This is a genomic window from Mesorhizobium sp. B4-1-3, from assembly GCF_006439355.1.
In the GTDB taxonomy this organism is placed as follows: domain Bacteria; phylum Pseudomonadota; class Alphaproteobacteria; order Rhizobiales; family Rhizobiaceae; genus Mesorhizobium.
Genome location: NZ_VFTG01000039.1, coordinates 1 through 18,675 on the forward strand (window position 1 = coordinate 1; position 18,675 = coordinate 18,675).

22 protein-coding genes are annotated in these 18,675 nt (G+C 60.9%); 10 read left to right on the forward strand and 12 right to left on the reverse strand.

Going from position 1 to position 18,675, the window contains the following annotated elements; all coding sequences use genetic code 11:
* Nucleotides 1–73: 73 nt before the first annotated feature.
* From FJW06_RS27995 to FJW06_RS28035, 10 genes are all read right to left on the reverse strand, one after another.
* Complete coding sequence (locus FJW06_RS27995) at nucleotides 74–439, reverse strand: response regulator (RefSeq protein ID WP_140756637.1); 366 nt, start codon at nucleotides 437–439, stop codon at nucleotides 74–76.
* A complete protein-coding gene (locus FJW06_RS28000) occupies nucleotides 432–3,536 on the reverse strand; it encodes a CheR family methyltransferase (protein WP_140756639.1) in 3,105 nt (1,034 codons plus the stop codon). The genes FJW06_RS27995 and FJW06_RS28000 overlap by 8 nt, the downstream gene beginning before the upstream one ends.
* A gap of 412 nt (nucleotides 3,537–3,948) precedes the next feature.
* Entirely contained in the window at nucleotides 3,949–4,698 is a 750-nt protein-coding gene (locus tag FJW06_RS28005) for an NYN domain-containing protein (RefSeq protein WP_140756708.1), read from the reverse strand.
* Nucleotides 4,699–4,891: 193 nt separating this feature from the next.
* On the reverse strand, nucleotides 4,892–5,047 hold the full coding sequence (locus FJW06_RS30330; RefSeq protein ID WP_181178637.1) for a hypothetical protein: 156 nt from the start codon (nucleotides 5,045–5,047) through the stop codon (nucleotides 4,892–4,894).
* A 115-nt stretch (nucleotides 5,048–5,162) separates the two neighbouring features.
* Nucleotides 5,163–5,414 (reverse strand): DUF982 domain-containing protein, encoded by a 252-nt coding sequence (locus FJW06_RS28010; RefSeq protein ID WP_140756641.1) that lies wholly within the window; start codon nucleotides 5,412–5,414, stop codon nucleotides 5,163–5,165.
* 83 nt (nucleotides 5,415–5,497) lie between these two features.
* The gene (locus FJW06_RS28015; protein WP_140756643.1) at nucleotides 5,498–5,773 is read right to left on the reverse strand and encodes a DUF1488 domain-containing protein; all 276 of its coding nucleotides are present in this window, start codon (nucleotides 5,771–5,773) and stop codon (nucleotides 5,498–5,500) included.
* Nucleotides 5,770–6,096: a hypothetical protein gene (locus tag FJW06_RS28020; protein ID WP_140756645.1), complete on the reverse strand. Its 327-nt coding sequence runs from the start codon at nucleotides 6,094–6,096 to the stop codon at nucleotides 5,770–5,772. The genes FJW06_RS28015 and FJW06_RS28020 overlap by 4 nt, the downstream gene beginning before the upstream one ends.
* Nucleotides 6,093–6,335 carry a hypothetical protein gene (locus FJW06_RS28025; protein ID WP_140756647.1) on the reverse strand — a complete coding sequence of 81 codons (243 nt, stop codon included), beginning with the start codon at nucleotides 6,333–6,335 and terminating at the stop codon, nucleotides 6,093–6,095. Before FJW06_RS28025 ends, FJW06_RS28020 begins: the two co-directional genes overlap by 4 nt.
* Nucleotides 6,336–6,429: 94 nt before the next feature.
* A complete protein-coding gene (locus FJW06_RS28030; RefSeq protein WP_140756649.1) occupies nucleotides 6,430–6,789 on the reverse strand; it encodes a hypothetical protein in 360 nt (119 codons plus the stop codon).
* Nucleotides 6,790–7,106: 317 nt separating this feature from the next.
* Nucleotides 7,107–7,421: a hypothetical protein gene (locus FJW06_RS28035; protein WP_140756651.1), complete on the reverse strand. Its 315-nt coding sequence runs from the start codon at nucleotides 7,419–7,421 to the stop codon at nucleotides 7,107–7,109.
* A 59-nt stretch (nucleotides 7,422–7,480) separates the two neighbouring features.
* Between FJW06_RS28035 and FJW06_RS28040 the strand changes: the two genes are divergently transcribed.
* Together FJW06_RS28040 and FJW06_RS28045 are read left to right on the forward strand one after the other, a co-directional pair.
* Nucleotides 7,481–7,672: a hypothetical protein gene (locus tag FJW06_RS28040; protein ID WP_140756653.1), complete on the forward strand. Its 192-nt coding sequence runs from the start codon at nucleotides 7,481–7,483 to the stop codon at nucleotides 7,670–7,672.
* 104 nt (nucleotides 7,673–7,776) lie between these two features.
* Nucleotides 7,777–7,959, forward strand: coding sequence for a hypothetical protein (locus FJW06_RS28045; protein ID WP_140756655.1), 183 nt, complete (start codon nucleotides 7,777–7,779; stop codon nucleotides 7,957–7,959).
* Between the two features lie 353 nt (nucleotides 7,960–8,312).
* Here the strand turns inward: FJW06_RS28045 and FJW06_RS30335 are convergent, their stop codons facing one another.
* Entirely contained in the window at nucleotides 8,313–8,453 is a 141-nt protein-coding gene (locus tag FJW06_RS30335) for a DUF2188 domain-containing protein (RefSeq protein ID WP_181178639.1), read from the reverse strand.
* Between the two features lie 164 nt (nucleotides 8,454–8,617).
* On the opposite strand from FJW06_RS30335, the gene FJW06_RS28050 reads away from it, so the two are divergent.
* The gene (locus FJW06_RS28050; protein WP_140756657.1) at nucleotides 8,618–11,335 is read left to right on the forward strand and encodes a PAS domain S-box protein; all 2,718 of its coding nucleotides are present in this window, start codon (nucleotides 8,618–8,620) and stop codon (nucleotides 11,333–11,335) included.
* On the forward strand, nucleotides 11,332–11,784 hold the full coding sequence (locus tag FJW06_RS28055) for a response regulator (protein WP_140756659.1): 453 nt from the start codon (nucleotides 11,332–11,334) through the stop codon (nucleotides 11,782–11,784). The genes FJW06_RS28050 and FJW06_RS28055 overlap by 4 nt, the downstream gene beginning before the upstream one ends.
* Before the next feature lie 299 nt (nucleotides 11,785–12,083).
* Here the strand turns inward: FJW06_RS28055 and FJW06_RS28060 are convergent, their stop codons facing one another.
* Nucleotides 12,084–13,712 (reverse strand): pilus assembly protein, encoded by a 1,629-nt coding sequence (locus FJW06_RS28060; RefSeq protein ID WP_140756661.1) that lies wholly within the window; start codon nucleotides 13,710–13,712, stop codon nucleotides 12,084–12,086.
* A 467-nt stretch (nucleotides 13,713–14,179) separates the two neighbouring features.
* On the opposite strand from FJW06_RS28060, the gene rpsF reads away from it, so the two are divergent.
* The 6 genes from rpsF to FJW06_RS28090 all read left to right on the forward strand — a co-directional run bounded on the left by rpsF (nucleotide 14,180) and on the right by FJW06_RS28090 (nucleotide 18,644).
* Nucleotides 14,180–14,674 (forward strand): 30S ribosomal protein S6, encoded by a 495-nt coding sequence (rpsF, locus tag FJW06_RS28065; RefSeq protein WP_140756663.1) that lies wholly within the window; start codon nucleotides 14,180–14,182, stop codon nucleotides 14,672–14,674.
* The gene (gene rpsR / locus FJW06_RS28070; protein WP_006203718.1) at nucleotides 14,674–14,922 is read left to right on the forward strand and encodes a 30S ribosomal protein S18; all 249 of its coding nucleotides are present in this window, start codon (nucleotides 14,674–14,676) and stop codon (nucleotides 14,920–14,922) included. Before rpsF ends, rpsR begins: the two co-directional genes overlap by 1 nt.
* A 212-nt stretch (nucleotides 14,923–15,134) precedes the next feature.
* Nucleotides 15,135–15,719, forward strand: a complete 585-nt coding sequence (gene rplI, locus FJW06_RS28075; protein WP_140756665.1) for a 50S ribosomal protein L9 — start codon at nucleotides 15,135–15,137, stop codon at nucleotides 15,717–15,719.
* 221 nt (nucleotides 15,720–15,940) lie between these two features.
* A complete protein-coding gene (locus FJW06_RS28080) occupies nucleotides 15,941–17,221 on the forward strand; it encodes a cyclopropane-fatty-acyl-phospholipid synthase family protein (RefSeq protein ID WP_140756667.1) in 1,281 nt (426 codons plus the stop codon).
* A gap of 67 nt (nucleotides 17,222–17,288) precedes the next feature.
* Nucleotides 17,289–17,609 (forward strand): YnfA family protein, encoded by a 321-nt coding sequence (locus tag FJW06_RS28085; RefSeq protein WP_140756669.1) that lies wholly within the window; start codon nucleotides 17,289–17,291, stop codon nucleotides 17,607–17,609.
* Nucleotides 17,610–17,678: 69 nt separating this feature from the next.
* The gene (locus tag FJW06_RS28090; protein ID WP_140756671.1) at nucleotides 17,679–18,644 is read left to right on the forward strand and encodes a small ribosomal subunit Rsm22 family protein; all 966 of its coding nucleotides are present in this window, start codon (nucleotides 17,679–17,681) and stop codon (nucleotides 18,642–18,644) included.
* Nucleotides 18,645–18,675 lie beyond the last annotated feature (31 nt).

Consider the following 18,675-nt stretch of genomic DNA (forward strand, 5'->3'; position numbering starts at 1 on the left):
TGCCAACTTCCTCGGCTTCGTCAAGCTTGCTGCCATCATGCTCTGGCTCAAATGATTAAATTGTCACTACAGCCTAGCAAGGCGCCTTGCCATTTAGCATGCCACCCACGGCTTGAATGAGCGCAACGGCCGGCACAGGCTTTGGCAGTATCTGATAGGCACGTAACTCCATAGGAACGTCCGGCGGCACATAGCCGCTTGCAAAAACGAACGGAATGTCTCGTTCCGTAAGGAATGGTATCAGCGCAGCGCTGGTCTCGCCGTTGAGACCGATGTCGAGCACCGCCGCCGAGATGACTTCGCTTTCGATCAGCCCGACCGCGCAGCGCACGGATGCGGCAGGTCCCACTACTACATAGCCCGCTTTTTCGAGAACATCCTTGTGATCCTCGGCGATCAGCCACTCGTCCTCAACAACCAGAATCCGTGCGCTAGCCAACTTCCATCTCCCGTCGACCGAGTGGAAACGCCAATCGCAATCTCAAACCGTCGGATTCATAATTTGTTTCGAAATTGCCATCCAGCCGATATTCGATTTCACCTTTCACCAGCGACCAACCAAATCCGGGTTGTTTCGGTCGGCCGACGGGCGGGCCGCCCGTTTCCGCCCACTCCAAGCGAAATTCCTGATCAATGACTGACCACGTCACAGCCACCTTACCGGCCGGAGTGGACAGGGCTCCGTACTTTGCGGCATTGGTCGCCAGCTCGTGGACGACCATGCCAAGTGACAGGCCCTGCTGGGGTTTCAAAGGGACGTCCTCACCCGCCCTGATGCTACGCTCCAGTCCGAAAGGCTCCAATTCCTGCCGGACGATCTCCTCGACCGACACTTCTTTCCAGTTTTCGCGCGACAGCACGCCGTAGGCCCTCGCCATCGCGTGCAGGCGGCCGATGAGCGCCTCCGCAAAGGCTTCCGGCGATTCAGCGTTCTTCAAGGTCTGGCTGGCAATGCTAATGACAACAGCCAGCATGTTCTTGACCCGATGATTGAGCTCGGAGATGAGAACCCGCTGATGAGCATCGGCTTCGGCCAGGGTCGTGACGTCAACGAAGGTCACGACGACGCCCTGTATCTTACCGACGGCATCACGGTAAGGGATCAGGCGGACAAGATAGTGGACGCCTTCGCCATCGCGCGAAAGCTGATGCTCGATCATCTCGCCTGACCGGAAAACCTGGGCGATGTGTTCGCGCAACTGCGGATACTCGAGTTGGCTTGCAAGATCGGTAAGAGGTCGGCCGACATCGGTCGGCAACAGATTGAAGAATGACGAAGCCGCCGGGGTGAAGCTGCGGATGACCAGCTTGGGATCAAGAAAGACAGTCGCGATCTCGGTGCTCTCGAACAGATTCTTCAGATCGCTGTTGGCGCGATCGAGGTCCTCGACCTTCGATACCAGCTCGGCATTGATCGTGTTCAGCTCCTCGTTGAGGGACTGCATCTCCTCCTTGGAGGCTTCGAGCTCCTCGTTGGACGACTGTGCTTCCTCATTGACCGAGACCAATTCCTCGTTCGAGGATTTGAGTTCCTCCAGCGCGGTTTCGTACTCTTCGATTGTCGATTGCAAGCGCTCGCGGGTGTCGCGCAGCTCGCGCTCCAGATCCGCCAATCCGCCAGCCTCCGGCGGCGCCCCGCCCGCAGCCGACCGCGACTGCGAACGCCCAACGGGCTCGAAAAGCACGAGGAAAAGCGGTTCGCTTCCGCGGTCGGCCAGGGGTTCGAGGGTCAAGGTGACAAACTGGACGCGGTCGTCGTCCTCCTCGACGGCGATCGCATCGCGCACCACGGTACGCCTATTCTCGACCGCTTCCCGCAATGCGCCACGCAGTTCCAGGCGCAGCCCACTGCGCGCCATCGTCAGCAATTGACGGCTCGGCACACCTTGCGGCGGTTCGAGATATTTGCCCGTTTTGCCGGAATAATAGACGACATCTCCTTCGCCGTTGACGACGACATGGGCTGGCGCGAAGCGCTCCAGTACTTGAGCTTCGACGACCTGGCGCAGCGAATAGGACAAGCCGCGTCCCACACGGGTGTCGCCGGCTTTTAGAAGGCTGATGGAGGACGCTGCATTAAGCAGAAGGGGCAGGCGCGGCGCCGCTGCGTGTTCGCGTGCCTTGAAGATGCGATGTTTCTTGTCGACCGGCGCAAACAGCTCGCCGTGTTGGCTCAGGCTTTCCGATGTGCCGAGGAACAGATAGCCGCCTGGTTTCAGTGAGTAGTGAAATGTCGGAATGACCTGCTTTTGAACATCGGGCCCAAAGTAGATCAACAGATTTCGGCATGAGACCATGTCCATGCGTGAGAACGGCGGATCGCGAATGACGTTGTGGGCAGAGAAGATGCACAGATCGCGCACGCTCTTGTGTAGCACAAAGCTGGTGCCGTCATTGTTGAAGAAGCGTTCGCGACGTTCGGGTGAAACCCCGGCCAGCAACGGTTCGGTATAGCGTGCCGCGCGGGCGGCACTCAATGCGGCGTCATCGATATCGGTTGAGAATATCTGCACACGCGGCACCACCGGCAGCGTGTCCATGTGCTCGCGCATCAGCATGCCAATCGAGAAGACCTCTTCTCCCGTCGCACAACCCGGAACCCAGATGCGGATCGTGTCATTGGCGTCGCGGCCTTCGAACAGCTTTGGAATTACGGTATCCTCCAAAATCTTGAAGGCATCGGCGTCGCGAAAAAAGTTGGTGACGTTGATCAACAAGTCGCGAAACAGGAAGCGGACCTCGTCTGGGCTCGAGCGAAGCAGGTTGACGTAATTGTCGATCGAGCTGAGTTGGTTGATCTGCATGCGGCGCCTGACGCGACGAAGCACCGTCTTGGTCTTGTAACCAGAGAAATCATGTCCGGAATGGCTACGCAGGATGGCGTAGATTTCATTTTGCGCGTCGCGGATGCTCCCATCCTCAGCCCTGCCGTCGGCCGGCTCGCCCAGCAACTCGAAACTGCGCGCGAATTCGGCGAGCTTTTCTCCCATATCGCGCGCGGGGACGGCAATGTCGATCAACCCTGAACCGATGGCGCTTTGGGGCATGTCGGGATTACGCGGCCCAGACCCGTCGGCGATTTGCGCGAGCGTCAGTCCGCCGTGCTCTTTGATCGCCTTGACACCCAGCGTGCCGTCGGAATCTCCGCCGGAGAGAACAATTCCGACCGCGTATTCCCCGTGGTCCTCAGCCAGCGCGCTAAAGAAGATGTCGATCGGCTTGCGCTCTCTCGATACGGAGTTCGGATGTCGCAGTCTGAGAGCGGTGTTTTCGATCGTCAAAATCGCATTGGGCGGCATGACGTAAATGACGTCAGGCCGGACTTCGACCCCGTCCTCGGCGACCTTGACGGGGATATCGGTATAGCGGCCCACCACTTCGTGCAGGAGGCTCTCTCGTTCCGGGCTTAGATGCGTAACGATGACGAAGCCGATGCCGGGCTTCGCGGGAATGCCATGAAAGAACTCCTCCATGGCGGGGATGCCGCCAGCCGAAGCGCCGATGCCGACAATAGGGAACCTCGGCTGCCTGGCCATGTCGATCCTGCTTAACTAGGCTAAACGTGCCAGTGGCGATTTCGATCCAACGCGGATGAAATTTCTTTTTGGTGGCCAAGCGTTCAGCATGCGGTATGGAAAGCATGAGCGTGACCCGTCGTGGTCTTATAGCGGAGATCCCCCACACCTGCTACTCTGCGCGATACGCTTTGATCTAAGCCGACGCTGGCGCTGCGGCCCGGTTGCTCTGGGTATCGACTAATCCTCTTCGCTCGTGGGACTGTTCATGAACAGCTTGAGCGGATGGGACGACGTGCGTTGGACCTCCGCCGACGCAAATGGAACGCCATTCTCTTTCCTGAGCGACGATCCGGACTTCTGGCATCGGCGAAGATGATGACACGACCGGAACTGACCCGGCATTGGCTCCTGCTGAATAGGGCTGCGGCAATCAGCGTCGTCTCCTTCTCGGAGCCTCCGGCTTGATCCTTATCCGGAGCATCCCTCCTTCAGGATGGTCGATCTCGAAGGCATTCGTCTTGCGAACGAGATCGCTCAGCTTGCGAAAGCCAAAGGTACGCGGATCGAAGTCGGAAGCCAGGTTGGCGAGTTGCGTGCCGACCGCACCGAGTGGAACCCAGCCATCCTCGCTTTCCATCTGCGCAATGACCTTCCGAATGATCGGCACGGCCGCTGACGGCGGCTGTAGTGGCTTCATGCTCGATACCGCCTCAGGCTCGTTCGCGGGCGCGGAGGGCAGCAGGTTCTCGGTATAGACAAATCGCCGGCATGCCTGGCGGAAACTCTCGGGTGTCTTCTGCTCGCCGAAGCCGAACACGTCGACGCCCTGCTCACGAATGCGGGCCGCCAGCCGGGTGAAATCGCTGTCGGAGGAAACCAGGCAGAAACCGTCGAACCGACCGCTATGGAGCAGATCCATCGCGTCGATGACAAGCGTGATGTCCGAGGCGTTCTTGCCTGTCGTGTAGGCGAACTGCTGCTGGGGTATGATGGCGTGCTTCGAAAGAACGTCGGCCCATGCTTTCGAGCGCGAGCTCGAAAAATCGCCATAGATGCGCCGCACGCTGGCCTCGCCGATCTTGGCGATCTCCTCGAACAGCCCATCGGCAATCTTGGCCGAGGCATTGTCGGCGTCGATCAGAACGGCAAGGCGCGGCGACCGAGGTTCGGATGGCGTCATAGGGCTTTCCTTAGCGCTGTTCATGCCACCTGAAGTTCTTGCTCTCAATGTCAATGATGTCGCCGCAGTTTGCGCATTCCAGCTGTGTGTGAGTACGAATCCAGCCGACAAGCGTCTTTGCCTGATGGTGGCAACGGGGACATTCCACGTCGATTTCGAATTTGTCCGTCTCGCGCTCCGTCATCGCCATGCCTCAGCTTTCGTCAGCGGCGGGCTCCCGCGCTTCCTTCTGCTCTGTGGATGAAGGTTTCTCCTTCGCAGCTTTCCCGGCAAGCTTGGCTTCTTTCTTGGCCGCCTTGGCCTTGTCTCGTTGGCTCCGCTCGTATCGATAGTTCGGCTTCATCGCCATTCGAAATCTCCGTATGCAGGATTGGGCAGGTCTTGAGCAGACACCGCCGCGGTTTCCATGGCGGTTGCAAAACCGACAGCGCGCAAATCAGACGGCGCGCTTTCCGTCACCAAGCTCAGTAAATCTCAACGGTGCGGTCGTAGCTGATCCCCGCACTCTTGAGCGCGGCAAGGAAAGCGACACTCGCGTCATCGGCAGCACCATCTTCGGCGCAGCGCTTCATGGCGTCAGTCCAAGCCAGGCTGTCGTTTCCAGGCCAATGGTCAAACAGGAAATCCGAAGCTTGCGCGACGGACTCAATGAGAGTGAAACCGATAGGGCCAGCGATGTAGACAACCACAGGAGCCCGGAATTTTTTGTGAACCATCGCGCACCCTACGCTCGACGGCGCCGAAAGACGAGCGCGGTAGCAACATTATTCAGCCAGCCTTGATCGCATTGCGGATGCCGCTACCGGAAATCAGCGGCGGTCAAAGTGTAGGAGTCGCGGCGGTTGCGGACATAGACCTTGCCGGCCACGTCTTGGATGGTGGCCCGCAAGGCGTCGAATGCCGAAAGACAGGCCGTCTCGGTGCTTACTTTTCCGCCCGGGACAACGCCGGATTTGGCCAGGGCCTCTGCCTCGATGAAGAAACGGATCCGAAACATGCCGTCATGGCCGATGAAGCAGACGGCATTGCGCGCTTCATCGAAGCTGCGGCTGGGATTTGGGAAAGCTAGAGTCATGACAGGTCTCCCGATAATTCAGGAACGCCAACAAGAGTTGGCCGCGCGACGATCCTCTGCTTGCGGTGTTCGCTGGTGCGAAGGTTGAGGGACAGCATGCCGTTCGTCGCTTCCGAACGGCTGAGCCCGATCATGGAGGTACCGTTCACATGCGCCGGGATGCCGGTGAAGACGTGATAGACGGTCCAGGAACGATCGGCTTCGATGCGGCGGCCATATTGATGGTCCCCAAAGTCGCACGCCTGCGCGCCGCCTGCATTTTCCTCGCGGGGATGAGGCCAGGCGCCGCGTGCGGCATCGGTGCGAGGGCCGCCGGCGTTCATGATCTCGGCCCTTTGTCTATATCCGCCTGCGCGGCGATAATGCCGGAATAGATCGTCGCGCCCTCGTCGTCGGTGATGGCGACGGCATCTGGCCACTGGGGCATGTTCAGCGTCCTTGCCAGAAGCCGCGCGATCTCGATTGCCGCATCGAGGTCGGCCGCGTCCACGGTCTCACGGCCGACGACGGCATGCGCGTCGTCGGCAACGCGCGTGCGATAGAATTCGATCATAACCTTCATTTGAATCCGTCTCGCGCAAGCATCCTGCCGTCAGCCCTTGCCCTTGCCTTGGCCGTGAGTGCCACCGGCACCGTTGATTTGGCGGAACGCATTCTCAGGCTTCACCGGAACCTTGTCCTGCTTCGGCTTCCTGATCTCTCTGTTCGAGCGCTTCTGTCCCTTGGCCATGTCCGAATGTCCTTTCGATGAGCATCATGCCGCCGTCCGACACCTCGTCGACCGGTTCCAGCCTGTCCTCCGTCACGACCCGCTCATGCGGCTCGCTTTCGCTGCGGATGCGGTATTGCAGCGAGTTCTCCCTCGAAGGCAGGGTTCCGGTAACGCGGTAGATTTCACCGGTTTGCGGACCGACGCCGAGGCTGCCCTTCAGCCGGACCGCCTGTCCGATATCGAACAGGCGCGCTGGCGCGCCATGCTGGATCGGGCGTGCATTGCGTTGCAGAAGTGTGGTCATGGTTGTCTCCGTCCCTCGACGAGCCGCAGCGCTGGAGGCGGCGCAATGATTTCATTGTCGAAAATTCGGAAGGCGGATGGCGAGGCTTCATCATAACGAAAGCCACCTCGACCAAATCAACGAATTTAATATATGCGCCCCAAAGGCACTGCGGGCAAGGCGGTGGCGCGTTTATTTTCATCGGCAAAATAAAAGCTTGAACATATGTTTTGAAAACAAAAAAAGTCAGCTGCTCGTTGCGCTATTTTTTTCGCGCCTCGCAATTTGTTTTCATCGATAAATTTGCAGGAGCCGACAAATGATTTCGGCACTCCTAGCTATCGCGCGGCAAGCCGTCTATAGAAGGATATGCCCACCCGTTCCGCCGCAAGAAAGAAGTCGCCCACAAAGCTCGGTCGTCCAACAGCGGCGCCAAGCCCGGCATTGAGGACATCCGGCATCGTTTCCAGGCGTGAACCGCCGCGCGCGTTTGGCAGACTTGGCGTCGACGCGCCGCTCGCTGCGGCGGCGAGGCAGGCTAACGCGAGCGGGATGGAGAATATGGCTGCGAGCATGGCGGCATACGGCCCGCTCACCTTGAAGATATGTGTCGCGTTCTGGATTGTCGCCACGCTGGCATCGGTTTTTGTCACCGTAAAAGGCTGAACGAGGCCGACATTCGTCGGAAAGCGAAAACGAGAAGGACGCGAGCATGGCGAACCGCTACGCGCTTCGAATGGACGAACCGAACAGTTGGACCGTTTTCGACATCTTCACCGGTCAACCTGCCGAGTTCGAGAAGAAGATGACGATCGGCATCAAGACGCGCCGGGCGGAAAAGATCGTCAGCGAACTGAATGCACAGGATGCCAAAAGGCGGGCGGAGGCCGGCCGGGCATCCTGATCGCGGCAGGGCCAATACTGCGGTTTAGCGCGCCGGCCGGTCATCTGCTGCATCATCTGGGCCACTGCGGTCCCGGCACTCATTCACCTGAAGGGAGAATACCCATGAGAACCATGAAAACACCGGATGCCCCACCCGTGGCGATCGTGGCGGTGGCCAAGCCATTCAAGATGATGTCGGCTCGGCTGACGATCAGAACCGACGAAGCGGCAAGGCGCAGGATCGCCGACACAGACGGCACTCTACGTCGGGCACGTGAGCTCGCGGAACGCAATCGCCTGCTTTGAATCGATTGGCACCATCAGCACATACGCAGCCTCCGTTCCCGCAACCAGGCATCCCGCTCAAGAGACAGGGCGATCATGCGTCCGGACCACAACCTGATGTCCAACCAAGATGACCAGCATCTGCTCGGCATCCTGCGAACAATAGCCCGACAGCATAGAGGCGGATCGTTCAAATCAGGTGAAGAATTGGTTCAGTTGACCCTGCGAACCGCGATCGAAGAATATGATTACCGCCCCGCAGACATGAGCCTTCACCATTGGCTGCTGAGCATTATGCGGCGATATTTGCACTGATCGAAGTCGCCAGCTCTGGTCTGGGTCGCTGCCTCAAAGGAGAGGCATAGGCTCATTTTCTATCGGCGATCGAGTGACAGCCTGAACGTCCGTTCATCCCCGGACCATTCCGTTCGCCATTTGCCGTCTATCCCCTGAATGAGGACCTCAGCTTCGAAGCCGTGCAACGCAGTTTCGTTTGCAGCCTTGATCGCGGCCATGACTGCATCCGCGTTCGAGTTTTAGATCGTATCCTTGCCGTCGTCGCCAATCTTCCAACAGTGAGCGTCCTAAAATATATAGTATCTCGCTCCTGCCATGCTGGTTGGGAACCAAGTCCGTTCGTCCGCGTTGCGGCCGATGGTCTGCTGAGCGGGAAGGGTGGATGCGCATCGGAAATTTCGGAGACCCCGAGAGGTTCATTCCTCTGCCGCACGACGTCTCAATTCTACAATCGGCTCCTGATTTCATCGAAAAGCTGCCGATCGGGATTTACGCTTGCAATGCGCGGGGGCATCTCTTGTGGTTCAACAAGCAGGCTGTCGACCTGTGGGGCCGGACACCCTTGGTCGGGTCGGATGGCGAGCTCTATTGCGGATCGCATAAACTGTTTTTCGATGGCCGCGAGCTCGGCCGCGATGAAACACCGATGGCCACGGTGTTGCGAACCGGCATTCCCATCAGAGGCGTCGAAGCTGAAGTGGAACGGCCCGACGGCTCGACGATCTGGGCGATGGTTCACATCGAGCCGGTCGAAGACGATGACGGGCGGGTCGTTGGGGCGATCAATTGTTTTCACGACGTCACGGACAGGCGTCGAGCCGACGACATCATGAAACAACAAGAGCAGCGGCTCGCCGCTACCTATCAGCATGCCGGAATTGGCATCGCCGAAGTCAATGAAAAAGGCGAGCTGGCGCGCGTCAATGGCTATCTGGCCGGTCTTCTCGGTTACTCAGCCGAGGAACTGATCGGCAGATCGGTTTTCGATCCGGCCCTGGCGGAAAATGTCGATGCCGATCGGCGAGAGTTCGAGCGCCAGGTGCGAGGCGAGATCGACATCTACCGTCATGAGAAGCATTTCATCTGCAAGGATGGGGCAAGGATCTGGGTCGCGGTCACGTCATCGAGTGTAAGAGACGCCAAAGGCCGCTTCCTGCACGCGGTGCGGGTGCAGCAAGACATCACCGCCCGCAAGCAAGCCGAGGCAGCCCTGGTGCGGCACCTGGAGCAGCAGGAAGCGCTTTACGAGTTCACCGACAGGCTCCAGCGAGCGGCGGACCTGGAGGAAGTGTACGAGATCGCGCTTAGCACGATTGTGCAGGCGCTGCATGCCGATCGCGCCTCCGTGCTTCTCTTCGATGAGCGCGGCGTCATCAAATTTGAGGCCTCGCGGGGCTTGTCGGACGCCTATAGGCGGGCGGTGGAAGGGCATTCTCCGTGGTCTCGCGAGGCGTTGGACCCTGAGCCGATCGTCATAGAGGATGTCGCACAAAGCGAATTGCCGTCCGATCTCAAGGCCAGCGTGCAAAATGAAGGCATTGCGGCGCTCGCGTTCGTTCCCATCACCGCCCGAACGCAATTGCTCGGCAAATTCATGACCTACTACGACCGCCCGCACGCGTTTGCGGACTCCGAAATCGGGTTCGCGCTGACGGTCGCGCGCCAGCTCGGTTTCGCGGTCGATCGGGTCCGGCTCGAAACTGCCCGGCAGAGGACCGAGCGCGCGGCGAGCCAGTTGGTCGCCATCGTCGAGTCCTCCCACGACGCCATCGTCAGCAAGGATCTGAACGGCATCATCAAATCGTGGAACGCCAGTGCCGAGCGCCTGTTCGGCTACACCGCCGAAGAGGCGATCGGCAGGCACATAACCATGATCATTCCGGACGACCGACTTGGCGAAGAACCGGAGATTATCGGCCGCATCCGCCGTGGCGAGCTTGTCGATCACTTCGAAACCTTGCGTCGCCGCAAGGACGGGAGCCTTATCGACATCTCGCTGACCATTTCTCCCATACGTGATGGTCAAGGCAGGATAATTGGTGCTTCCAAAATCGCCCGCGATATCACCGACCGCAAGGCGGCCGAAGCCAAGCTGCGTGCCAGCGAGCGGCAGTTGAGGGATCTGCTGGCAGCTATTCCGGCGGCGATCTACACGACGGATGCTGAAGGCACGATAACCTTCTTCAACGAGGCTGCCGTCGAGCTGGCCGGGCGCGTTCCGCAGGTCGGCAAGGACAAATGGTGCGTCACCTGGAAGTTGTTTTGGCCAGACGGCACGCCCCTGCCGCATGATCAATGTCCGATGGCGATAGCTCTGAAGGAGGGGCGCGAGATACGGAACGTGGAGGCCGTGGCCGAGCGTCCTGACGGCGTGCGAATTCCTTTCATCCCATATCCGACGCCTCTTCGCGACGAGACCGGCAAAATTATCGGCGGCATCAACATGCTCGTCGATGTCAGCGAACGTAAGCAGGCTGAGACCCAGCAGCGCCTGCTGTTCAACGAGCTGAACCATCGCGTGAAGAACAACATGCACATGCTGCAGTCGCTGCTTAACCTGGCCGGCAGCAGGACCGCCAATGTCGAAGCGCGATACATCCTTCGCGAGGCGAGCACCAAGGTGGCAGCAATGGCAGCCGCCCAACAGGTCCTGTACGGCACGGTCAATTCAACCGAGTTCAACGCGCGGGATTTCTTCCGCGCCGTTTGCGACACGATACGACAGACATTGCCCGACCAAGTCCGCATCGAGTACGAGGCCGATGACGCGGAACTTTCCAATGACGTCGCCATGCCATTGGCGCTCATCCTCAACGAGCTTCTGACCAACGCGATCAAATACGGAAACCCGGACGGGTCTGGCACGATCCTGGCCGGTCTGAAGCACGATGGCGGGGCCTTCGAGGCTTTTGTAGAAGATGACGGCCCGGGCTTCGACATCATAGCGGTTCGCAACCGTTCGTCAGGCTTGAAGTTGGTGCAAGGCCTGGCGCGGCAATTGCATGGTGAGTTCACCGTCACTGCAAACCCGAAGACACGGTGCAGCGTCCGTTTTTCACCGCGTCGACATCCCTCAAAGCTGCCGGACGACGTTCGATGACTGAATTTTCTCCCTCGTCCAACCGCCCTCCATCGCTCACGAAATCCATTCTCGCGGCCGAACCAATCGGTGCAGCTTCGTCGCCCCGTATATTGGTGGTCGAGGACGATTTCCTGATCTCGCTCGAAATAGAAAGCACCCTGGCCGGCGCCGGCTTCGAGGTGGTGGTCGTCGGTTCGGGCGAGGAAGCCTTGAACGCTGCAGCGGCGAACCGGGTCGACTTGGTCATTATGGACATGCGGCTTGCCGGCGCGATGGATGGGGTCGAGGCCGCGACGGAGTTATTCAAGACCTACGGGTTGCGTTCGGTGTTTGCCACAGCTCACTCCGACCAGCATGTGCGCGCTCGAGCAGCGGCTGCGCAACCCTTGGGATGGCTGGTTAAACCTTACTCTCCCGCTTCCCTGCTGGCGGCTGTCCAGGCCGCGCTAGGAGGCGCCGGCAATTGAACCTACAGGTGAGCTCTCAGGGCGATCCGAGGACTGTCTACCTTTCCCTCTTTGTGGATGGCCAGGCTCCTCTCAATGGCGGCCGAGAAACCCGCTGGCCGAAGCCAGCGGTAAAGGTGGTTGGTCTCTTGACCCCGCCAGGGGCGAGGACTTGATCATGCTCACATGACGCAGCGCACCGCCGCTACATTTGTTAAAGGCGAGGCCTGACATTCCGGAGGGGCGGTTACGATCTCCAAACAGGTCGTGCCCGTCTCATTCCCTCATGACCCGGTCTCATGCCGCGGCGCCGATCCCTGTCAGTTCGTAAGCTGCAGCCTCGAAAACTTGTTGGCGATCGTCTGGAAGACGTTGGGAAGCTTGGCCGGATCCTCGACGGCGTAATAGTCGCTCGGATCAGAAGCGCAGGCGCTGTAGAGCGAGCGGTTGGCCGCCGTGTCGGCCTGCAGCACCATGGTGTAGATCTGGACGCCCTGGTTCTTCAGCTGGGTGCAGACATCCTTGGTCCAGCCGTCGACGTTGCGCGCCGCCGTCGTCTGGTTGCTCGAGCCGAAACGACCGCTGGCGAGATAGCCATAGGAGGTATAGTCCGATTTCTGCGGCGTGTTCGAGGCGCCGTAGACGACGTTCTCGCCGTCGGTCAAAAGCATCACCACCTTGGTGACGCCGGCCGTCTTGTAAGGGGCGGCGTCGGTGTAAGGCGGCTGCGGCGACAGCACCCGCTGGCCCCAGCTCAAGCCCTCCGACACGTTGGTGCCGGAGCCGTTCCACTCGCTCATCTGGCTTGCCGCCAGGCGGAGCTTGTCAAAGTCGTCGGTCAGGGGAATGATCGGCGTCGGGCAGGCGCGGTTCGGGCCGATGGTGATCGTGCTGCCGGTCTCGGTGATCAGCTTGGTGGTCGAGGCGACATATTTTCCGATGATCTTCAGATCGACGCTGAGCAGCGCATTGGCGAGGCCGGTAACCAGGCCGCTGAGGTCTATACCCAGAGTGTTCTGGTTGAGCTTGCTGTTGTCGATCGTGTCGTCGAGATAGGAATTGTTGTAGCTGGTCGCCGAATTGCCGTAGGAGGCCGAGGGCTTCTTGGCGATGTCGGGATCGTCCGGCGCGAAATAGGGCACGAACAGTGTATCGGGCTTCGACGGGTCCGGCGGCGTATCGGAAATGTTCAAGGCGCCTGGACGGGCCTCCACGCAGCCCTTCCAGCCCGTGTTGTTCCATCCGCCCCTCTGGCCAAGCTGCCTGAACAGCGCCATATGGTTCGGCCGCTTGCCGTCGACGACCGGGAAATTGACGCCGTTGGTGGACGACTTGCCGTCCATGTCGATCCAGGACGGGTCGAATTCGGGGCCATTGACGTTGACGGCCGTGACGAAGGGCACCAGCGAGGCTCGCACCGAACGGGTCGGCGACTTGACCGCTTCGAGATAGTCGAGCAGCGACTTGGTCGCCGTCCGCAGCGCGCCGATGCGCGCGCCGGCCATCGAGCCGGTGTTGTCCAGCACCAGCACGACTTCGAGCTGGTTGTTGGATTCGACCGCCGAAGAGTCGACGCTGATGCGCTTTTCGGCGCCAAACAGGAATGCGAAGTTGAGATTGACGTCGGCCGAGGCGGTGGCCCTGGTCTTGACGAAGTTGACGCCCCTGTCGACCGTCAGCGTGGCCTTCGCGTTGGAAAGCTCGCCATGGCCGGCGATATTGGCCTGGAAATAGCGGTTGAAGGCGTCGGTGCGCGTCACCTCGGCGTCGCCCAGATGCGAGGAAGCGAGGTTCGCCGCGTCGAGCGCGTTCTGCAAATTGCCTTTTGCCCGCATCAGCGTCGAGACGTCGGTCGCAAACGCCACCGCGCCCAGCATGGCGGGCACGCCCACCGCCAGCATCAACGAGAAATTGCCTCGCCTTGAGCGCCAAAACTGCCTGAGAAGCATTCCCTACCCCTGGAATTGCTTGATGGGAATCGCCTGATTTCCAGCCGCCTTGCGGCCCGCGCGCCTCTCATGCGCCTTTCATGATAAACGCCTGGTTACAACCCGATACAACCTATTGGGGTGGTTAAAGCCCGATTACTGGAAAATCGACGGATCGAACGCCGGCAGGCATTGGGTTTTTTCCGAAGCTGCGACACTCTGCATTCACGCTGGCCCATCCCCGGCCTTGCCTTCGCTGGAAATTGCTATATAGACGCCCGCAATCTGCCGGTCCTTGCTGGGGGCTGAACGGAGGGCCGTGGTCGTTCAGACCACGACACGAAGCCAGAAGCGCTTCCAGCCTCCCGTGTCTCCGCTCTCGACCGTCTCGTGATGCTCCTTTCTTCCCCGCTCCGTCGGGTCAGACAAGTTGCAGAGGCTTAGCCGCGAGGGCCGGACAGAGAAACGAAGAAAGGCAGAAAGACATAATGGCTCTTTACGAACATGTGTTTCTTGCCCGGCAAGACCTGTCGCAGCAGCAGGTTGACGCGCTTGTCGAACAGTACAAGGGCGTCATCACCGCGAATGGCGGCTCGGTCGGCCGGATCGAGAACTGGGGACTGAAGTCCCTCACCTACCGGGTCAAGAAGAACCGGAAGGCTTACTATACGCTGATGGACATCACCTGCCCGCCGGCCGCGCTCAACGAAATGGAGCGCCAGATGGGCCTGTCGGAAGACGTCCTTCGCTTCCTCACCGTCAAGGTCGAGGCGCATGAGGAAGGCGCTTCGGCGATGATGCAGAAGCGCGAAGAGCGTTCCGAGCGCGGTGGCTTCGGCGACCGCGATCGTGGCGACCGTGGCCCGCGTTCCTTCGGCGACCGCGACCGCGGCGACCGTGGTCCGCGTTCGTTCGGTGACCGTGACGGCGGCGACCGTGGTCCGCGCCGTCCGCGCGAAAGCGTTGAAGGAGGTGCAGAATAATGGTCGACATCAACCAGATCCCGACCCGGCGTCCGTTCCACCGCCGCCGCAAGACCTGCCCGTTCTCCGGCGCCAACGCACCGAAGATCGACTACAAGGACGTGCGTCTCCTGCAGCGCTACATTTCCGAGCGCGGCAAGATCGTGCCCTCGCGCATCACCGCCGTCAGCCAGAAGAAGCAGCGCGAGCTCGCCAAGGCGATCAAGCGCGCCCGCTTCCTCGGCCTGCTGCCCTACGTGGTCCGCTAATTTCTCGAGCGGGCGGTTCGCCGCCCGCTCCTTAACCGGCGCGGCGGGCGCGTCGGGTTGACCATCAAATCCCGAGTTGGGGCGAACAGCCTCTAACTGCCAAGACAGGCAGGACAGCGACAAGAGCGGCAACGCCGCGCCAAGCTTCCTGACCTGTTCCAATTCATTCAGCGCCCATCGAACGGCCGGCGCGCAGACGAAGGAACGAAACCATGGAAGTCATTCTCCTCGAGCGCATTTCCCGCCTCGGCCAGATGGGCGAGACCGTCAAGGTCAAGGACGGGTTCGCCCGCAATTTCCTGCTGCCGCAGGGCAAGGCGCTGCGCGCCAACGAAGCCAACAAGAAGAAGTTCGAAGGTCAGCGCGCCCAGCTCGAAGCCCGCAACCTGGAGCGCAAGTCTGAAGCCGCCAAGATTGCCGAGACGCTCGACGGCAAGAGCTTCATCGTCGTGCGCTCGGCCGGAGAAACCGGCCAGCTCTATGGCTCGGTGTCGACCCGCGACATCGCCGACCTGCTCACCGCCGAAGGCTTCACCGTCAACCGCAACCAGATCGAGCTCAACCAGCCGATCAAGACCATTGGCCTCTCCAACGTGGCGATCGCACTGCATCCGGAAGTCGAAGTCACCGTGACGCTCAACGTCGCCCGTTCGGCCGACGAGGCGGAGCGCCAGGCCAAGGGCGAAACGCTGACCACCGCCGAAGCCATTTATGGCGAGGACATCAACGACAACGCCCGGCCGGAGAATTTCTTCGACCCGAACGCCGAATTCGAAGGCGGCGAAGAGAACGCCTGACCGGCAGTTTCCGAGGCATCGCCTCGGCTCGCACACGTCCAGGATTTCTGGACCAACGCCCGGGTCTCAGACCCGGGCTTTTTTGTGCCAAAAGGAACTTTTCGACGCCCTATATCTTGTGCACATTACAGCGTGGCGCGTCGATTGGACGCGGACGGTGCACTTTCGGTCCGGCATTCCAGTCCGATTACCGGGTGATCCGACTGAGGGGACATTTGGTCATGAACATCCTGTTGAAACACGTTCTTGAACGCCTGGTGCGCGTCGGCGACCTCAAGGTGACCGGCCCGAAGGGCACGACGCACAAGTTCGGCGACGGCAGCGGCGAGCCGGTGCATATCCACATCAAGACCTCGCATGCCGAGCGCGCCATCACCTTCGACCCGATGCTCGCGGTGCCCGAATCCTATATGGACGGCGAACTCGACGTGCTCGAGGGCGGCGTTCTCGGGCTGATGCGAATCGCGTTCCAGAACATGGGCTCGAGCGGCATCGACGTGACCTGGTCGAAGGCGATCGAGGGCCTGCGCCACGCCTTCCGCCGGCTGCAGCAGATCAACACCGCCTCTCGCTCCCGCCGCAACGTCGAGCGGCACTACGACCTGTCCGGCGAGCTCTACAAGCTCTTCCTCGACGAGGACATGCAATATTCCTGCGCCTATTTCGAACAGCCCGACATGACGCTAGACGAGGCGCAGCTCGCCAAGAAGCGCCACATCGCCGCGAAGCTGAGGCTCAAGGCCGGCCAGACCGTGCTCGACATCGGCTCCGGCTGGGGCGGGTTGGGCCTCTATCTCGCCAAGGCCTTCGACGTCGACGTGCAGGGCGTGACGCTATCGACGGAGCAGCACGGCGTCTCCACCGACCGCGCGCATGCGCAGGGGCTGCAGGACCGCGTGCATTTCGACCTCAAGGATTACCGCCACATCAACGAGCGCTTCGACCGCATCGTCTCGGTCGGCATGTTCGAGCATGTCGGCGTCAACCACTACCGCACCTTCTTCGACAAGGCCGCGACGCTTCTGAAGCCGGACGGCGTGATGCTGCTCCACACCATCGGCCGCTCCGGCGTGCCGTGGGCCACCAGCGCCTTCATCCGCAAATACATCTTCCCCGGCGGCTATATCCCGGCGATGTCGGAAGTGCTGCCGGCGATCGAGAAGTCGGGCCTCGTCGTCACCGACATCGAGATCCTGCGGCTGCATTACGCCGACACGCTCAAGCATTGGGGCGCGCGCTTTGCCGCCAACCGCGACAAGGCGAAGGCGATCTATGACGAGCGCTTCTGCAGGATGTGGGAGTTCTACCTCGCCGCCTCTGAGGCCGCCTTCCGCTGGCAGGACCTGGTGATCTTCCAGTTCCAGATCGCCAAGAAGAACGACACGTTGCCGATGACGCGCGACTATATGGCCAAATGCGAGAAGGCGCTGGAGCTGCGCGACATCGGCCACAAGGAGCCGGCAGCGCCCGCCAAGCCGACGCGTCGCAAGAAGGTGGAATAGAAACGCATTGCCGCTTGCCATTGCGGCCTGACGCCGCGAAAAAGATCTCGTTCGCGAGGCCTTTTTCATGACCTGCTTCATATACACCGCAGCCGCCCTTGCCGAGATCGCCGGCTGCTTCTCATTCTGGGCGTGGTGGCGGCTGGAGAAGTCGCCGCTCTGGCTTCTTCCCGGCCTCGCCTCGCTGGCGCTGTTCGCTTTGCTGCTGTCGCTGGTCGACACCAACGCTGCAGGCCGCGCCTATGCAGCCTATGGCGGCATCTACATCGCGGCATCGCTCGGCTGGCTGTGGCTGGTCGAAGGCGCGCGCCCCGACCGCTGGGACCTGGCGGGCGCGGCGCTCTGCATCGCCGGCGCCTCCGTCATCCTGCTGGCGCCTAGAGCATGATGCCGAAAGGTGTGAAGCGGTTTTCGGACGACATCATGCTCTATCTCTTCAATTCTAAGAGAGCCTGAGATGGAATTGCCCGCCCCGCTCCGACAAGGCGTCGACAGCCTCCTGGAGAAGGTGCCGCTGGCAGCGCTGAAACAGGCGGCGCGAACGCTCTCCGAACGATACCGCGCCGAGTTGCGCGACGGCCGCCTGCATATGAGCGAGGAGATAGCGGTTAAGGCCTATCTGGCGACGCGGCTGCCGGCCACCTATGCTGCGGTCCGCGCCAGCCTCGATGCGCTGGCCAGTGCGCGACCGGATTTCCAGCCGAAGACCTTGCTCGACATCGGCGCCGGGCCTGGCACCATGCTTTGGGCCACGACAGACGCCTGGCCGGAGCTGGAGCAGGCGGTTCTGGTCGAAGCAAGCGCCGCTGTACGCAAGGTCGGGCAGTCGCTTGCGGCAGGCGCGATCGCCGCCCGCGCCGACTGGGTCGCCGGCGACGCCACCATCGATCTCAACGACCTCAAGCCCGCCGATCTCGTCGGCATCGCCTATGTGCTCGACGAAGTCGCGCCGGCTTCGCTGCCGAAGCTCGTCGGTCGCCTCTGGCAACTGGCCGCCGACACGCTCATCATCGTCGAGCCCGGCACGCCCGCCGGCTGGCAGCGCATCCTTGCCGCGCGGCAGCAACTGATCGAAGCCGGCGCTCACGTGCTGGCGCCCTGCCCGCACGAAACGCCCTGCCCGCTCGCGCCGCCCGACTGGTGCCATTTCTCGCGCCGCGTCGCCCGCTCGCGCCTGCATCGCCTGGTCAAGGAAGCCGACGTGCCGTGGGAGGATGAGAAATTCATCTATCTCGCCGCCTCCCGGCAGCCGGCGCCGGCGCGCCCGGCGCGGGTGCTTGCGCCGCCGAAGGGCGGTTCCGGCAAGGTGATGCTGAAACTCTGTCAGCCGGACGGCAGCGCGGTCGAGCAGCTGTTCAGCAAGCGCGACGGCGGGTTTTTCAAGGCGGCGCGGCGCGCGGACTGGGGCCACACTCTGGGATAAAAATTTTCTTGTTTTGTTCTCGTCTGAAGGG